The sequence below is a fragment of the Thermodesulfobacteriota bacterium genome (genome assembly GCA_026415035.1).
GTDB lineage: Bacteria > Desulfobacterota > BSN033 > BSN033 > UBA1163 > RBG-16-49-23.
Window position 1 is genome coordinate 18,162 of record JAOAHX010000027.1, and the last position, 16,055, is coordinate 34,216.

At 57.9% G+C, this 16,055-nt stretch carries 14 protein-coding genes; 4 read left to right on the forward strand and 10 right to left on the reverse strand.

The annotated features are described in order from the left end of the window. Positions 1-15: 15 nt before the first annotated feature. The 6 genes from N3G78_13045 to fdhF all read right to left on the reverse strand — a co-directional run bounded on the left by N3G78_13045 (position 16) and on the right by fdhF (position 7,294). Positions 16-1,968, reverse strand: a complete 1,953-nt coding sequence (locus tag N3G78_13045) for an FAD-dependent oxidoreductase (GenBank protein MCX8118838.1) — start codon at positions 1,966-1,968, stop codon at positions 16-18. A gap of 61 nt (positions 1,969-2,029) precedes the next feature. After that, positions 2,030-3,202 (reverse strand): NADH dehydrogenase (quinone) subunit D, encoded by a 1,173-nt coding sequence (gene nuoD / locus N3G78_13050; GenBank protein MCX8118839.1) that lies wholly within the window; start codon positions 3,200-3,202, stop codon positions 2,030-2,032. 1 nt (position 3,203) lies between these two features. Continuing rightward, positions 3,204-3,686 (reverse strand): NADH-quinone oxidoreductase subunit C, encoded by a 483-nt coding sequence (locus tag N3G78_13055; GenBank protein MCX8118840.1) that lies wholly within the window; start codon positions 3,684-3,686, stop codon positions 3,204-3,206. A 20-nt stretch (positions 3,687-3,706) separates the two neighbouring features. Continuing rightward, the gene (locus N3G78_13060) at positions 3,707-4,216 is read right to left on the reverse strand and encodes an NADH-quinone oxidoreductase subunit B (GenBank protein ID MCX8118841.1); all 510 of its coding nucleotides are present in this window, start codon (positions 4,214-4,216) and stop codon (positions 3,707-3,709) included. Further along, positions 4,207-4,563 carry an NADH-quinone oxidoreductase subunit A gene (locus tag N3G78_13065; protein MCX8118842.1) on the reverse strand — a complete coding sequence of 119 codons (357 nt, stop codon included), beginning with the start codon at positions 4,561-4,563 and terminating at the stop codon, positions 4,207-4,209. Before N3G78_13065 ends, N3G78_13060 begins: the two co-directional genes overlap by 10 nt. A gap of 58 nt (positions 4,564-4,621) precedes the next feature. Then, a complete protein-coding gene (gene fdhF / locus N3G78_13070; GenBank protein MCX8118843.1) occupies positions 4,622-7,294 on the reverse strand; it encodes a formate dehydrogenase subunit alpha in 2,673 nt (890 codons plus the stop codon). A 292-nt stretch (positions 7,295-7,586) separates the two neighbouring features. Here fdhF and N3G78_13075 point away from each other — a divergent pair, with 292 nt between their 5' ends. Continuing rightward, the gene (locus tag N3G78_13075) at positions 7,587-8,693 is read left to right on the forward strand and encodes an NADH:flavin oxidoreductase (GenBank protein MCX8118844.1); all 1,107 of its coding nucleotides are present in this window, start codon (positions 7,587-7,589) and stop codon (positions 8,691-8,693) included. Here N3G78_13075 and N3G78_13080 read toward each other — a convergent pair. From N3G78_13080 to N3G78_13095, 4 genes are read right to left on the reverse strand one after another with little or no spacing between them, the layout of a single operon-like run. Continuing rightward, positions 8,654-9,745: a radical SAM protein gene (locus tag N3G78_13080; GenBank protein ID MCX8118845.1), complete on the reverse strand. Its 1,092-nt coding sequence runs from the start codon at positions 9,743-9,745 to the stop codon at positions 8,654-8,656. The genes N3G78_13075 and N3G78_13080 overlap by 40 nt on opposite strands. Further along, positions 9,742-10,467: a ribonuclease III gene (gene rnc, locus N3G78_13085; GenBank protein ID MCX8118846.1), complete on the reverse strand. Its 726-nt coding sequence runs from the start codon at positions 10,465-10,467 to the stop codon at positions 9,742-9,744. Before rnc ends, N3G78_13080 begins: the two co-directional genes overlap by 4 nt. After that, positions 10,460-11,791, reverse strand: a complete 1,332-nt coding sequence (gene mtaB / locus N3G78_13090; GenBank protein ID MCX8118847.1) for a tRNA (N(6)-L-threonylcarbamoyladenosine(37)-C(2))-methylthiotransferase MtaB — start codon at positions 11,789-11,791, stop codon at positions 10,460-10,462. Before mtaB ends, rnc begins: the two co-directional genes overlap by 8 nt. Before the next feature lie 4 nt (positions 11,792-11,795). Beyond that, complete coding sequence (locus N3G78_13095) at positions 11,796-12,518, reverse strand: UPF0280 family protein (GenBank protein MCX8118848.1); 723 nt, start codon at positions 12,516-12,518, stop codon at positions 11,796-11,798. Positions 12,519-12,957: 439 nt separating this feature from the next. Between N3G78_13095 and rpsL the strand changes: the two genes are divergently transcribed. From rpsL to fusA, 3 genes are read left to right on the forward strand one after another with little or no spacing between them, the layout of a single operon-like run. Continuing rightward, complete coding sequence (gene rpsL / locus N3G78_13100) at positions 12,958-13,329, forward strand: 30S ribosomal protein S12 (protein MCX8118849.1); 372 nt, start codon at positions 12,958-12,960, stop codon at positions 13,327-13,329. 44 nt (positions 13,330-13,373) lie between these two features. Then, positions 13,374-13,844, forward strand: a complete 471-nt coding sequence (gene rpsG / locus N3G78_13105; GenBank protein ID MCX8118850.1) for a 30S ribosomal protein S7 — start codon at positions 13,374-13,376, stop codon at positions 13,842-13,844. A gap of 46 nt (positions 13,845-13,890) precedes the next feature. Next, positions 13,891-15,969, forward strand: a complete 2,079-nt coding sequence (fusA, locus tag N3G78_13110; GenBank protein ID MCX8118851.1) for an elongation factor G — start codon at positions 13,891-13,893, stop codon at positions 15,967-15,969. Positions 15,970-16,055: the final 86 nt, after the last annotated feature.

Below are 16,055 nucleotides of genomic sequence, written 5' to 3' on the forward strand. Positions count from 1 at the left end.
CTTCCACTCCCCTTTTCACACCGCAAACAGTCCGATTCGCACGCATCGGAGGCACCGTTCCGCCTCCTTCTGGGCTACGGGAATGGAGAACCCCTTCTCCACCTCGTCAAAGGTCCACTTCCTCGTCTCGGGAGGAAGCCTCTCGGGCATGGCCCGCCCCTTTCCGGCCGGATGGTCGATCCTCTCCTCCCGATCGTAAACCTTGATCCTCTCGAGGAGGGCCTCCATCCGCTCCTCCTCCGGTTCCTTCAACTCCCTTCCCTGGAGATAGGCATCGATCTGCTCGGCAGCCCTTCGGCCATGGGCCGCTGCCCGGACCAGGACGTCCGGTCCGAGGACGCAATCTCCGCCCGCAAAGACCCCCGGCCGGCTCGTCAGAAAGGTCCCTTCTTCGATCGCCAGGGTCGACCGTTTCGTCGTATTGATCCCGTCCCTCTCGCCGAGAAAGGAGAGGTCGATCGCCTGACCGATCGCGGGGATGACGATATCGGCCTCGAGGAAGAACTCCGAACCCCTGATGGGGATGGGTCTTCGTCTGCCGCTCTCATCCGGTTCGCCCAGTTCCATGCGGATGCATTCCACGCCGATCACCCTGCCCTCTTTGGCCACGATTCGCACCGGATTGCAGAGGTAATGAAAGACCACCCCCTCCTCTTCGGCCTCGTGGATCTCGGCCCGGTCGGCGGGCATCTCCTTCTTGGTCCTCCGGTAGACGAGATGGACATCGGTCTTTCCGATCCGGAACGAAGAGCGGACGCAATCGATCGCCACATTGCCCCCGCCCACCACGACGACCCGCTTCCCCTCAGGATAAGGGTCCCGGCCGAGGTTGATCTCCTGGAGGTAGTAGACGCCCGGAATAAATCCTCTGTACCCCCTATCCTCTCCTTCCACGCCCATGGGCGTGTTGGTCTGGGCGCCGACCGCAATGTAGAGGGCCTTAAATCCCTCTTCGAGGATCTGGGAGATCGTGATCTCCTTTCCCACTTGGACGCGGTAACGAAATTCCACCCCTAACCTTTCAAGGAGGCCTGTCTCGTAGCGTACGATCTCCCTCGGAAGCCTGTAGTCGGGGATTCCATAGGTGGCCATGCCCCCGGCCTCTTCCATGCGTTCGAAGACCGTGACCCGGTAACCTTTGAGGGCAAGATAATAGGCGCAGGTCAGGCCCGAAGGTCCGGCGCCGATGATGGCCACCCTCTCGGTTCGGAGAGGGGCCTTCGCCATTTCAGGGAGGATCCCCCTCTCCCGTTCAACATCGGCGACGAATCGCTTGAGCCATTTGATGGAGAGGCCCTCATCCACGTTCTGACGCCTGCAATGTTCTTCGCAGGGCCGGATGCAGACCCTCCCCAGAATGCCCGCCATACAGGTGGCCTCCCGGATGGCGGCGAGCGATTCTCTGTACCGGCCCTCTTTGATCAATTCGATATATCGGGTGATGGGGAGACGGGAGGGACAGGCGTTTTCGCAAGGCGCGGTCACCTTCACCCGATACGCCTGCCGGGGGAGCTTTCGCTTCAACCGAATCGCCTCGGAAAAACGGTCCTGAAAGTGTTCGAGCCCATGGAGCAAGGGCCTGGGCCCGGTCTGGCCCAAGTTGCATTTCGAACTCTGAAGGATCATCTCCGCAAGTGTCCTCAGCCTCTGCAGGTCCTCAGGTCTCCCCTCGCCATCGGCAATGCGGTTCAGGATCGTCGAGAGAATCCGGGTGCCCACACGGCAAGGGGTACACTTCCCGCACGACTCCCTCTGAACGGCCTCGATGTAAGCCCGGAGCAGATCGACGGGATCGACCTCGGGGCTCCGGATCACGATGCCATCCCAGCCGATGAAGGCCTTGATCGGCCTTTCCCGGTCGAACTGAACCGGAAGGGTGAGATTGGGCAGGGGGCTCCATTCCGTCTCCGGCCTTCCACGGTTGTCGACCACCACGCCTCCCCAACTGCTGAACAGGATGCCGGCCATAGCTTCCCCTTGTTGGATAACGACCTGTGTTGAGTTTCGAACCTCGATTCTCGAAATGAAGTTATCGGTCGATCTCTCCCAAAACGATATCGATGCTTCCGATGGTGGCGATCACATCGGCAATCAGGCTCCCTTCGATCATCCTTGGAAGGGCGCTCAGGTTAAGGAAGGAGGGTGGGCGAATCCTCACCCTCAAGGGCCGATTCGACCCGTCGCTCACCACATAGAACCCCAGTTCCCCTTTGGCCGCTTCCACGCTCGCATAGGCCTCTCCCTTCGGGACGTTGAATCCCTCGGAAGCGATCTTGAACTGGTGGATCAGGCTGGCGATGTCGGTGAGGACCTTCTCCTTGGGGGGCAGGACCACCTTTGGATCGTCGGCAAGAATGGGTCCCTTCGGCAGTCGCTCGAGGGCCTGTCTCACAATGGCATTCGACCACTCCATCTCCCTCAGCCGGACATAGTACCGGTCAAAGACATCGCCCGCCGAACCGACGGGGATGTCGAATTCAAACTCTTCGTAACTCGAATAAGGAAGGGCCTTCCGGACATCCCATTTCACGCCCGACCCCCGGAGGGTGGGACCCGTGACTCCCCAGTTGATCGCATCCTCTTTCGTGAGGACCCCCACGCCCTTGGTCCGTTTCAACCAGATCACGTTTCGGGTCAAGAGCTTCTCATACTCCTGGATGCGTTTTGGGAAGGCCTCCACAAAGGCCTTGATCTTCGCCTCGATCCCCTCCGGGAGGTCCTTGGCCACCCCGCCGATCCTCAGATATGTCGGGGTGAGCCTGCCTCCCGCCACCTCCTCGAAGATCCTCAGGACCTCCTCCCTCTCTCTGAAATTGTAGAAGAGCAGGGTCATGGCGCCGATGTCGAGGGCATGGGTTCCGAGCCAGATGAGGTGGGCGGCAATCCTCTGGAGCTCGGCCATCATCACCCTTAGGTATTGGGCCCTTTTCGGCACCTCGATGCCGAGCAACTTCTCCACGGCCAGGACGTAGGCCAGGTTGTTCCCCATGGCATTGGTGTAGTCGAGCCGATCCGTGAGCGGGATGATCTGGTGGTAGGTCCTCGCCTCGGCCAGCTTCTCCACCCCCCTGTGGAGGTGCCCGATATGGGGGGTCGCCTTGACGACCACCTCACCCTCCAGCTCCAGCACGAGCCTCAGCACGCCGTGGGTGGCGGGATGCTGGGGACCCATGTTGATGGTCATCAACCGTCTCTCTGTCATGTCAGACCTCTGGGACATAAGGTTTGCCAAAGTCAGGCCCTTCGAGGGGGAAGTCTTTCCTCAGCGGGTGGCCTTCGAAGCCATCCCAGAGAAGGATCCTTCGGAGGTCGGGATGGTTATCGAAGGAGATCCCCAAAAGGTCGAAGACTTCCCTTTCGAGCCAGTTGGCCGCCTTCCAGATCGACTCGACGCTGGCAACGGATTGACCTTCTCCGACCCTCGTCTTCACCCTCAATCGATCGTTTCTCTTGAAGGAATGGAGGAAGTAGACGACCTCGAACCGGGGAACCGACGGGTAGTAATCGACCCCGCAAAGGTCGACGAGCATGTGGTACTGGAGGTCGGGATCGGCGTAGAGAAACCGGCAGATCTCGAAGAGATCCTCCTTCGGCACCGTCACGCTCACCTCGCCCCGAAAACTCGTCTCTTCGAAGACAGAACCGGAAAACCTCTCCCGTAACTTTTGGACCGCCGGATGACCCATCTCGTTCCCCCCTGTTGGGCTTATCCCCTCGGATGAAGGGTGCTCCTGACATCTTTTCGGTCGGCTAAACTCTCCTTCTCGATCTTCCTCTGAAGCTCCAGGATCGCGGTGAGGAGCGACTCCGGCCTGGGTGGACAGCCCGGCACATAGACGTCGACCGGGATCATCTGATCCACGCCCTGGACCACGTTATAGGTCTTGAAGATCCCGCCCGAACAGGCGCAGGCCCCATAGGCGATCACCCACTTCGGCTCGGGCATCTGCTCGTAGATCCGTTTGACCATGGGAGCCATCTTTTTGGTCAGCGTTCCCGCCACGATCATCAGGTCGGCTTGCCGGGGCGAGGGCCTGAAGACCTCCGAGCCGAACCTCGAGATATCCCAGGTCCCAGAACTGGTGACCATCATTTCAAGGGCACAGCAGGCCAGTCCGAAGGTGACCGGCCAGATGGAGTATTTTCTGCCCCAGTTGACCACCTTGTCGAGGGTGGAGAGGTAGGGCGTCTTCTCAAGGTAGCTTTCTATTCCCATTCGAGCGCTCCTTTTTTCCAGAGGTAGACATAGGCAAGGATCAGGATCCCGAGAAAGACCCCCATGGAGAGGAAACCGTAGATCTTCAATTCTTTGGAGACGACGGCCCAAGGATAGAGGAAGGCGATCTCGATGTCGAAGAGGAGGAAGAGCATGGCGACGAGATAGTACTTGACCGGGATCCTGTGAAACGGAGATCCGTAGGTGGGCATCCCGCATTCATAGGGCGCCTCTTTGATGGGCGAGGGCTTTCTCTGTCCCAAAAGGTGGGAGGCGAGGACAGCGAAACAGGCAAAGAGGATCGCGATGCCCCCGAAAATGAGGATGGGAAGATAATCGATCAACATCGATGCTCCTTTTTAACCGTTTGCCGGCTCCGAGGCCGGGGATTCGGTTGGCTCCGGTCTAAGGATGGGCCTTCTCAATCCGGACCGTAGAGTATTTCAAATCCGGGATCTTCGATTCCGGATCGAGCACGGTGTTGGTGAGAAGGTTGACCGGCGCCTCCGAAAAATGGAATTTGGCAAAGGCCACGCCCTTGGCCACCCGCTTCGTGATCTTCACCTTTGAGGTAAACTCCCCTCTTCGGCTGATCACCCGAACCCAGTTTCCCTCGCCGATGCCCAGTCTCTCCGCATCCGAAGGATGGATCTCCACAAGGCTCTCCGGACACATCTCGTTGAGGAGTCTCACCTTCCGGGTCATGCTCCCAGCATGGTAGTGGTAATAATCCCTTCCGGTGCTCAGGATGAACGGATAATCCCGGTCCGGGATTTCGGGGGGTGGGGTGTAATCGACGGGCACAAACAATCCCTTCCCTCTTGCGATCTTTCCGCGGTGGAGGATCGGCGTCCCGGGATGGTTCACATCGGGACAGGGCCACTGGATGCCCCCGGATTCCAGCCGGGCATAGGTGATGCCCGCGTATTGGGGCGTGACCTTCCGGATCTCCTCGAAGATCTCCTCCGGGCCTCGATAAGACATGGGATATCCGAATCGGGAGGAGATCTCTGCGATGATCTCCCAGTCGGCCTTTGCGCCTTCGGGACCTTCGAGGGCCTTTCTCACCCGCTGAACCCTCCTCTCGGTGTTGACAAACGTGCCGTCCTTCTCGAGGAAGCTCAGGGTCGGAAAGACGACATGAGCCTGTTGGGCAGACTCGGTGAGGAAGATGTCCTGGACGACGAGGAGTTCCAGCTTGGCATAGGCCTTTTGAAGGTGAGAAAGATCAGGGTCGGTGACCATGGGATTCTCGCCCATGATGTAGATCGCCTTCACCTCTCCCCGGTAGGCCGCCTCGCCCATCTCCACGACGGTCAAACCGGGTTTGTCGGAGAGCGGGGCGTTCCAGAAGTTTTCGAACTTCTCCCGGTTCTCCCGGAGGGCCACCGGCTGATACCCAGGATAGACATTGGGCAGACCGCCCATGTCGCAGGCCCCCTGGACGTTGTTCTGCCCTCTTAAGGGATTGACGCCACTGCCCGGCTTCCCGATCTGTCCGCAGAGGAGCGCCAGATTGGAGATGGCCTTCACCCCGTCCGTCCCTTTGGAGTGTTGCGTGATCCCCATGCAGTAGAGGATGGCCGCGTTCTTGGCCGTGCCGTACATCCTGGCCGCCTTGATGAGATCCTCTTTCGGGATCCCGGTCACCTCCTCGACATATTCCGGCGTATATTGGCGGACTTTCTCCTTGAAGGCCTCGAAGCCTTCGGTATGGGCCTCGATGAAGGCCCTGTTATAGAGACCCTCCTGGATGATGATGTGGGCCATCCCGTTCAGCCAGGCGATGTCATCCCCGGGTTTGGGCTGAAGGAAGAGGTCGGCCTCCTCGGTGAGGTCGATCCGCCTCGGATCGACGACGATGATCTTGGCCCCGTGGAAACGGGCCCGATGTCTGAGGAGCATCCCGATCACGGGATGGGTCTCGGTCGTGTTGCTTCCCGTCACCAGGAGGAGATCCGCCTCCTTGAAATCGGCGATGGAATTGGTCATGGCGCCCGAGCCCAAGGTCGTGGCCAGACCGACCACGGTGCTGGAGTGTCAGAGACGGGCACAGTGGTCGACGTTGTTCGTTCCGATGGCCGCCCGAAGGAACTTCTGAAAGAGGTAGTTCTCCTCGCAGGTCACCCGTGCGGAGGCCAGGCCCGCGATGCTATTGGGCCCGTACTTGGCCTTGATCTCCCTGAGCTTGTTCGCGACGTAATTCAAGGCCTCCTCCCAGCCCGCTTCCCTGAACCTCCCGTTCTCTTTGATAAGGGGGGTCCGGAGTCTTTCAGGGCTGTGGACAAATTCGAATCCGAACCGTCCTTTGACGCAGAGAACCCCTTGATTCGTGCCGAGCCCTTCCCGCGTCGTCACCTTGATCACCCGGTTTTGGACCACGTTCACCTCGAGGGCACAGCCCACGCCGCAGTATCCGCAGACGGTGGTCACCCTCTTGGCCTGCCACTTCCTCCCCTTGATCGCGCTGACGTTCTCCGTGAGCGCTCCCACTGGACAGGCAGAGAGACATTCTCCGCAGGAGATACACCGCTCTGGCCGGACCGGTTCGACCCGTGCTTCAAAGCCCGTTCCCTGGAGGTCAAGGACCTCCCGGCCGACGACCTCCCGGCAGGTTCGGATACATCGACTACAGAGGATGCAGCGATTCGGATGGTATTTGATCGCGGGCGTGGCATAGGTCTTGGGCTCTTTGGCCGGGGCATCCACCCGGTACAGGGCCTGCGTGATGCCGTATTCATAAACATAATCCTGGAGGTCGCATTCCCCTCCCTTATCACAGACCGGACAGTCAAGAGGATGGTTCACCAGGAGGAACTGTAGGACCTCCTTGCGGATCTCGCGAACCCTTTCGGTCTCGGTCTCCACCACCATGCCGTCCTGGGCCATGGTGTTGCAGGCCGTCACAGGACTTTTAAGGCCCTGAACCTCCACCACGCACATCCGGCACATCCCCGTTGGAAGAAGGCTTTCCATGTGGCAGAGGGTCGGAATCCGGATGCCTCCTGTTTTGGCCATCTGGAGGAGGGTCTGTCCCTCTTCTCCTACAATTACCTTTCCATTGATCGTGATCTTCATTGCGATTCTCTCCCGGGGAGACCTATTCAATCCCGAGCAAGCCCATCGATCGGCGAACCCTCTGAGATCAACGTCGAAAAAATTCGGGGGCCTTTCGTTTCGGAATCTCAAACGGCCCTGACCTTCCGAAACCTCCGGCTTTTTGTGAAATATTTAATTTGCCCCTATTGAATAGAACAACCCATCGAAATTGTCAAGTTAAAAAGATTTCCAATCCTTGACGTTCCCCTCCTGCTCTGATAGGCTTTTGAAGAGAGTGAGCTTGAGCCTTTTTTGAAACGGAGGTCCGTCCATGAGGCACCTTTTCGAAACCACCTGGATCAAGGGACTGCAATTGCCCAACCGATTCGTTCGCTCCGCCACCTGGGAGGGCATGGCCACACCCAAGGGAGCGGTCTCCCCAAAACTGGTGGAAACGATGATCCGCCTGGCCAGAGGCGGTGTCGGATTGATCATCACGGGGCATGCCTATGTCCGGCCGGAGGGACAGGCGAGCCCTTTTCAGCTCGGCATCCACCAGGACGATCTCGTCCATGGGCTTCAAGAAATGACCCAGGCGGTCCATGCTCAGGGTGGGAAGATCGTCCTCCAACTGTCTCACGCCGGAAGGTTCGCATGGAGGGAGGGAATCGGAAGACCTCCCCTGGTTGTCTCAGGAGATGGCTCGTCGTCTTCTCCGGTCGAAGAGCTCACCAAGCCGGCCATTCAGGAGCTGGTCCAGGCCTTTGCAGAGGCCGCCCGAAGGGCGAAGACCGCGGGTTTCGACGGGATTCAGATCCATTCTGCCCACGGTTACCTTCTCAACCAGTTCCTCTCTCCCGCCTTCAACAGGCGGCAGGACGAATACGGTGGGGACTTGCGCAACCGGGTCCGGGTCCATCTCGAGATCTGCGAGGCCCTCCGGAAGGTGGTGGGCGAAGACTATCCAATCCTGATCAAACTCAACGGCAGAGACTTCATCGAAAACGGGTTGAGCCTTGAAGAGTCGGTCCAGATCGGAAAGATCCTGGCCCGGGGTGGAATCGATGCCATCGAGCTCAGCGGCGGCATGATCATCGCCGGCAAGTTCTCGCCCAGCCGCCAGGGGATCGACTCGAGGGAGAAGGAGGCCTATTTCCAGGAAGAGGCGAAGGTGATGAGAGGAGAGGTGGGAATCCCCTTGATCCTGGTCGGGGGCATCCGGTCCTTTGAGGTCGCAGAAAAGCTCCTCCAGGATGGCGTTGCCGATTACATCTCGATGAGCCGACCCCTCATCCGGGACCCCGACCTGATCCTTCGCTGGAAAAGGGGCGAGCGTCACCGATCCGCCTGTCGCTCTGACAACCTCTGCTTCAAACCCGGAAGGGAGGGGGAGGGCGTCTATTGCGTGGTGAGGGCGAAGGAGGAGGGTGCGTCCTGACCGAGGGCCGCCCAATCCTTCGAGACAACCCCCTCCGGAAGAAGAAGCCCCAGCCTCCCCCGTGGGAAATCTTCCCTCAGGTTGATGGAGATCTGGTCCAGTTTGAACCGCCCGGTCAACCTCCGAAGATTTTCGTCCCGTTGCCCCCTCAGGTTGGTAAGGTCTTTCGGATGGCAGAGAAAGACCGGAGAAGATCCTTTAAGATGGACCCTCAGGAGGTGCTCCGAGAGATCATAAAAGAGGGCCGATTCGACCAGCTGATGGAGGGCGGGGTGATAGGGGCCAGCCAGGAGATGGGCTTCCAGCTCCCGGGTCGGCTGCAGACCCATCCGGGCAAGGGGGAGGCCAGCCTTTCTTAGCCTCAAAAGGCCCTTCTTCAACCACTCGATTCCCTCCTCCAGGGAGAGGGGAACATATGCTCCCCTCTTGTAGAACGCTTCAAGGGGGGAGCCTCTCAGCACAAGCGTCGGATGGATCCTCACAAAATCGGGCTTCAATTCGATCACCCGGTCCAGGGATTGGAGAAAGCCCTCGCAGGTGTCGCCAGGAAGCCCGATCATCAAATGGACGCCCACCTCAAACCCCCGCTCCTTCAATTCCCGGATCGCAGCGATTGAATCCTCCACCGTGTGACCCCTTTGGGAAAGGGCCAAGACCTTTTCGGACAAGGACTGGACGCCCAGTTCAACCGTCTTCACCCCGTACTGTTCGAGACGATCCAGGGCATCTTGACCCAGGGCATCGGGCCGGGTTGAGAGGCGAATCGAATGGACCTGTCCAGAAAGGAGGAAAGGCTGGACCACCCGCAGATAGGCAAGTTGATCCTCCTTGTCCATCGCCGTGAAACTCCCTCCATAGAAGGCCACTTGCTTCTCCCGTCCCTCCAAGAGAGACGAAGATCGGCCAAGAAAGGCCTCGATGAGGTCGCTGACCATCCCGGGAGGGAGGGGAGCTTCTGCCCATGCCTTTTGGTTGCAGAAGAGGCATCGATGAGGACATCCCCGGTGGGGAAGGAAGATGGGGAGGATAAGAGGCGTCAAAGAAATTCTCATCCCTCCGTCTTCATCCGCTCGATCCTGAGCCTCCCCAGGGCGAACCGGGCCGCTTCCTGTTCGGCCTTCTTTTTGCTATTTCCCCATCCCGTCCCTTTGATCTCCTCCCCGATCATCACGGAGGCCTGAAATTCCCTTCGATGGTCTGGCCCGGCCTCCCTCAACACCCGATAACGGGGGATGACCCCCATCTCCTTCTGAACGAAGTTTTGAAGGAGGCTCTTATAATCCTGGGAAAGGGCCAAGCATCCCTCCATCCCTAAGTAGGGTTCGAAATGATTCCGGACAACCCTCAGCGCCTGGTCGTATCCCGAGTCCAGATAGACGGCCCCGATGAGGGCCTCAAAGGCATTGGCCAGGATCGAGGCCTTATTGGCCCCTCCGTCACGCTGCTCCCCTTTTCCGACGAGGAGGAAGTGATCCAGCCTGAGCTGTTTGGCGAAAAAGGCCAGGGAACTCCTCTTCACCAGATGGGACCGCCACATCGAGAGCAGGCCCTCATGGGCCTCGGGAAACCCCTCGATCAGGAGGTGGCTGACCGCCAAATTGAGCACGGCATCTCCGAGGTACTCCAGGACCTCGTTCGAAGACCGGCTCGGGGCCACGGTTTGGTGGACATAGGATTTGTGGGTGAGCGCCCGATCCAGCCACGCCTTCTCCCGGAATCGATATCCCAGCCGCTCTTCCAGCTCGCTTAGGGCCTTCAGGCGCTGTTCATCCATCGTCGCCCTCCGTGAGATGGCCGACCACTCCCCGGTCATTCCATCCCGTGACGAAGACCTTTACCTCCCGGTTGGAAAGATCCCTCTCCCCGTCCACGGTGAGAAAGACAGGAAGATAGTTTCTTGAATGACCTTTCCATCTCGCCGGGCCTCTTCCCCCCATTTCCCGGCCTTCGACCAATACCTCGAGGGTGTGATGGAGAAACCGGCTATAAAAAGATCTCCTCTTCTCCCTTCCCAATTCCCTCATCCTCTTGGCCCTCCTCCGGATCTCCTCCGCGGGGACCTGTCGATCGAGATCTGCCGCGGGCGTTCCTTCCCTGCGCGAAAAAGGGAAGACGTGAAGATAGGAGACCGGAGCCGCTTGGATCCACTGATAGGTCTTCTCGAATTTCTCCTCCGTCTCTCCGGGGAATCCGACGATCACATCGGCGCCGATGGAGATTCCCGAAATGGATTGGCTCAATCGTTCGAAGAGCTCAGAAAGGAACCTACGGTCGTAGTTTCGGTTCATCCGGCCCAAAATCTCATCCTCTGCGCTCTGGATGGGGATGTGGAGATGGGGGCAGACCTTGGACGATTTAGAAAGGAGGGAGATGAGATCGGGCGTCACATCGAGGGGGTCGATCGAGCTGAGTCGAATCCGGGCAGGGGTATCCTCCGATTCCAACCTTTCAACTAACTGGCCGAGGGAAGAGGGAGGGTGTAGATCGTGGCCGTAAGCGCCGAGATGGATCCCGGTGAGAACGACCTCCTGAAATCCCTCCCCTTTCAATTGAGCCAGATGCTCCATCACCCTCTGGGGAGAAAGGCTCCTCGAAGGCCCCCTCACGAGGGGGACGATGCAATAGGAGCATCGGTGATCGCACCCCTCCTGGATCTTGAGGGAGGCCCGGGTTCGACGGGAAAAGCGGTAAACCGGAAGGTCGACGAAGGTGCGCTCCCGATGGATGTCTCCCACCTGGATCTTCGGAAGCCCTCCCTTTTCCAATTGTGGGAGGAGGCTCGGGATGGAGAATTTTTCACGGTTGCCGAAGAGATATCGAACCCCTCCCATCTTCGCGAAGGTCTCTGGGTCTGCCTGGACATAACATCCCGTGACGATGACGATCGATCCAGGATGTCTCCGCAGGGCCCTCCTCACCATCTGTCTCGAATCGAAATCGGCCCGGTGGGTCACTGTGCAGGTATTGATGATCATCACGTCGGCTCCCGATTCGAAAGGGACCGGGCGATAGCCCAGCGCCCTCAGCTGCTCCAGAAGGGCTTCGGAGTCGAACTGATTCGCCTTGCAGCCGACCGTGGCAATCGAAACGGTCTTCATCGAATCAAAGCCTGACCAATCGGATCTCTCCCCAGAGGCCCAACGTCTCGCCCACGACGATCAATACCCCCGAGATCCCCTCAATCTCTCTCCCCATTTCCAGACCCTTTTCGATATCCCTCTTTTCTTTGACGACGTTCCCGATGGCCGTGGCCGCTGCGTCGGCGAGGGCCCCGGATTTGGAAAGGACGCAGACCGCATCGGCCTTCCCAAAACTGAGGGAGTGGCCGACGGTTCCGGAAGAGGTGCAGATGCCAAGGGGGGTCATCCCGGCCTCGATCATGATCCCGATCCTTAAACTTAGTGGGGAGGACCCGGCATAAAGGCCGATGGTTCGATCTTTTTGGGAGACGAGGTAGATATCCCCTCCGTTTTCAACGATCACCTCGTCCGAATATGGGAGCAGGTCCCTTGAGACGAACTGGGCAATGGCCCCTGCCACCGAGGCCATCGGTCCGACGCCGGTCCGAACCGAGGCTTTGAGCATTTCTTTGATCATTTCAGGACAATGATCGGTTTCCCCAACTGGGATCAGACTCGTCCCGAAAGAAGGGTGCTGGGCAATATAGGTCTCGAGTTGGTGTCGATAAGCGAGCACGGAATCCCTGGCTTTCTTGAAGAGGTCCCTTTTGGCACGGATGAGCAGATCGGTCTCTTTTACAACCACCTCGAACCGAACGAGGTCGTTCTGTGTGACCAGATTTCGGTAGGTCCTTCTCTCGTAAATCGGATCTCTCCTTCAAAAAATCTATCTTCATATATATAATTGATCAAGTTCTGGAGTCAACGACTTGGAGGAAAGGGGCCCCCGAAAACCCTAAATAAATGGTCTAAAGAAGCGGGCCCATGATCCTCCCCTTCCTCCGGATCGAGGGATCCGATCCATAGCGAAACCGGAGGGGTTTCATCGTAGGCATTTCCTGAAGACCAAAGATTGGAAACAGACGATTTAACAGCGGCCCAACGAATTGAATTTTTTTTAAAAATGAGTTAAAAAACTGCTTTTGCAACCACTGGGTCGGCCCCTTTTCCCCACTTAAAAACCTAAAATAGTTATTGACAAATAAAACATTTTCAGATAATATTAAAAAGTTTTTTGTTTTAAACGGCGGGCAAGTTCATGGCCGAGTAACCTGTTGAATTTATTTTAGTTGAAGGGGATCGCGATGCCAACGATCAATCAGCTTGTCCGAATCGGGAGAGCCAAGGTCAAGAGCAAAACCTCAGCGCCTGCCCTGACGGGCTCGCCCCAAAAGAGAGGGGTCTGCGTGAGGGTCTATACCACCACTCCCAAAAAACCAAATTCGGCACTCAGAAAAGTGGCCAGGGTGAGGCTGACCAACGGGATTGAAGTGACGGCCTATATTCCCGGAATCGGCCACAACCTTCAGGAGCATTCCGTGGTCCTCATCCGTGGGGGTAGGGTGAAGGATTTGCCAGGGGTCCGCTACCATATCATTCGAGGGACCCTCGATGCCGTTGGCGTCCAGGACCGCAAACAGGGCCGTTCCCGTTACGGGGCCAAGAAACCCAAATAAGATCTTCTTTTCTTTTTGAATCGAGGCCCTGAGAAGGAGTCCATATGCCCAGGAAAGGGGAAGTCAAAAAGAGAGAAATTCTGCCCGACCCGAAATACCATGATGTTTTGGTGGCCAAATTCATCAATGGCATCATGCGCCGGGGGAAAAAGAGCGTGGCCGAACGCATCTTCTATCGGGCCCTCGATCTCATCCGCGAACGGACCCATTCCGATCCGATCAAAATTTTTTATCAGGCCATGGATCATGTGAAACCCCTCATCGAGGTCCGGCCCAGGAGGGTCGGCGGGGCCACCTATCAGGTCCCGGTGGAGGTGAGGCCTAACCGAAAAACCTCCTTGGCGATCCGTTGGATCATCGGATACGCCAAACAGCGATCCGAGAAGACGATGGAAGAGAAGCTCTGTGCCGAATTGATTGATGCGGCCAACAATCGAGGGGCCGCGGTGAAGAAAAGGGAAGATACCCATAAAATGGCCGAAGCGAACAAGGCCTTCGCACACTATCGATGGTAGGAGAAACCGGAGGGCCCGGTATCGATCAAGAGGTCGAGGTTTGGAAGTGTCCAACGCCCTGAAAGAGAGAATCCGAAATATCGGGATCATGGCCCATATCGATGCGGGAAAGACGACGACCACCGAAAGAATCCTCTATTACACGGGCGTCACCCATCGAATGGGGGAGGTCCACGAAGGTTCGGCCACGATGGACTGGATGGAGCAGGAAAAGGAGAGGGGGATAACGATCACCTCCGCCGCCACGACCTGCTTCTGGAAAGACCACCGAATCAACATCATCGATACCCCAGGCCACGTGGACTTTACGATCGAGGTGGAGCGATCCCTGCGCGTCCTCGACGGCGCCGTGGCCGTCTTCTGCTCGGTCGGGGGTGTGGAACCCCAATCCGAAACCGTATGGAAACAGGCCGATAAGTACGGGATCCCGAGGATCGCCTTCGTCAACAAGATGGATCGGGTGGGCGCCGATCTGGAGGGGTGTCTTCAAATGATGGTCGATCGGTTAAAGACCGCTCCGCTGCTCCTCCAGATCCCCATCGGAAAGGAAGAGGAATTTCAAGGGGTCATCGACCTCATTTCGATGAAGGCACTCCTGTTCGACCCGGAAACCCTCGGCACTCGCATCGATGTGGTCGACATCCCCGAGGCCTACCAGCCTGAGGCCCGTAGACGCAGGGAGCTTCTGATCGAGAAGCTCTCCGAATTTAATGACTCGATCCTCGAACAGTTCGTCGAGGGGAAAGAAATTTCCCCTTCCGAGCTCCGAAGGGCCATCCGACAAGCCACCCTCACCTTGCAAGGGACCCCCGTGCTTTGTGGATCCGCCTTTAAAAACAAGGGGATTCAACCCCTTCTCGATGCGATCGTCGACTACCTCCCCTCCCCTCTCGATTTCCCATTGGTGAAGGGAACCGACCTGGAAGGAGGGGAAAAGACCTTCTCGGCCCACAACGGGCATCCCCTTTCCGCCCTCGCTTTTAAGATCATGAACGACCCCTTCACCGGGCAGCTCACCTTCTTCCGGATCTACTCCGGATCGCTCAAGTCGGGCGATACGGTCTTCAACCCCACCAGAGGCAAAAGGGAACGCATCGGTCGATTGCTGAAGATGCATGCCAATAAAAGGGAGGAGATCCAGGAGGTCTCGGCGGGAGATATCTTCGCCGCCATCGGCCTTAAATATACGATGACGGGGGATACGATCTGCACGGAAAAGGACCCCATCATCCTCGAATCGATGACCTTTCCGGAGCCGGTCATCTCTGTCGCCCTGGAGCCCAAGACCAAAGGAGACGTGGACAAGTTAGGATCCGCCCTCCACAAATTGACTTTGGAAGACCCCTCTTTTCGAGTCAAAATGGATGAGGAGACCGGCCAAACGATCATTTCCGGGATGGGCGAGCTCCACCTCGAAATCATCGTCGACCGACTCCTCAGGGAGTTCAACGTAGAAGCCAACGTGGGAAGACCGCAGGTCGCCTACCGTGAGACCATCACCCGGACGGTGAGGGCGGAGGGGAGGTTCGTCAGGCAGTCCGGCGGCAGGGGCCAATATGGCCATGTCTGGTTGATCCTCGAACCCAATCCTCCGGGTCAGGGCTTCGAATTTGTGAACCGGATCGTCGGCGGGACCATCCCCAAAGAGTATATCCCTTCCATCGAAAGAGGTGTGAGGGAGGCCATGGAAAAAGGGATCCTTGCGGGGTTCCCCATGGTGGATGTGAAGGTGACCCTCGTCGACGGATCCTACCACGAGGTGGACTCTTCGGAGATGGCCTTCAAGATCGCCGGTTCCTTAGGGTTCAAGGAGGGGGCCCGGATGGCCAATCCCATCCTCCTCGAACCGATGATGGCCATCGAGATCATCACCCCTGAGGAGTTTGTAGGCCAGGTCGTCAGCGATCTCAACGCCAGGAGAGGGAGGACGACCCGTCTCGAATATCGAAAGGGGACGAATGTGGTTGCGGGCGAGGTCCCCCTGGCCAATATGTTTGGTTATGTCACCGATCTTCGGTCACTCACGCAGGGAAGAGCGACCTTCACCTTACAATTCTCTCATTACCACCCGGTCCCTTCTTCGGTGAGCGAGAAGATCCTCACGGAGTTGAAAAAGGTCGCCTGAGAAACACCCGAACTCAAGGAGGGAGGAGCCATGTCGAAGCCGAAGTTTGAGAGGACGAAGCCGCATGTGAATGTGGGGACGATTGG

What these genes read in the sequence shown, in the direction of transcription:
- N3G78_13045 (MCX8118838.1), bottom strand. Translation starts at nt 1,968, where the DNA reads ATGGCCGGCATCCTGTTCAGCAGTTGGGGAGGCGTGGTGGTCGACAAC.
- nuoD (MCX8118839.1), bottom strand. Translation starts at nt 3,202, where the DNA reads ATGACAGAGAGACGGTTGATGACCATCAACATGGGTCCCCAGCATCCC.
- N3G78_13055 (MCX8118840.1), bottom strand. Translation starts at nt 3,686, where the DNA reads ATGGGTCATCCGGCGGTCCAAAAGTTACGGGAGAGGTTTTCCGGTTCT.
- N3G78_13060 (MCX8118841.1), bottom strand. Translation starts at nt 4,216, where the DNA reads ATGGGAATAGAAAGCTACCTTGAGAAGACGCCCTACCTCTCCACCCTC.
- N3G78_13065 (MCX8118842.1), bottom strand. Translation starts at nt 4,563, where the DNA reads ATGTTGATCGATTATCTTCCCATCCTCATTTTCGGGGGCATCGCGATC.
- N3G78_13075 (MCX8118844.1), top strand. Translation starts at nt 7,587, where the DNA reads ATGAGGCACCTTTTCGAAACCACCTGGATCAAGGGACTGCAATTGCCC.
- N3G78_13080 (MCX8118845.1), bottom strand. Translation starts at nt 9,745, where the DNA reads ATGAGAATTTCTTTGACGCCTCTTATCCTCCCCATCTTCCTTCCCCAC.
- rnc (MCX8118846.1), bottom strand. Translation starts at nt 10,467, where the DNA reads ATGGATGAACAGCGCCTGAAGGCCCTAAGCGAGCTGGAAGAGCGGCTG.
- mtaB (MCX8118847.1), bottom strand. Translation starts at nt 11,791, where the DNA reads ATGAAGACCGTTTCGATTGCCACGGTCGGCTGCAAGGCGAATCAGTTC.
- rpsL (MCX8118849.1), top strand. Translation starts at nt 12,958, where the DNA reads ATGCCAACGATCAATCAGCTTGTCCGAATCGGGAGAGCCAAGGTCAAG.
- rpsG (MCX8118850.1), top strand. Translation starts at nt 13,374, where the DNA reads ATGCCCAGGAAAGGGGAAGTCAAAAAGAGAGAAATTCTGCCCGACCCG.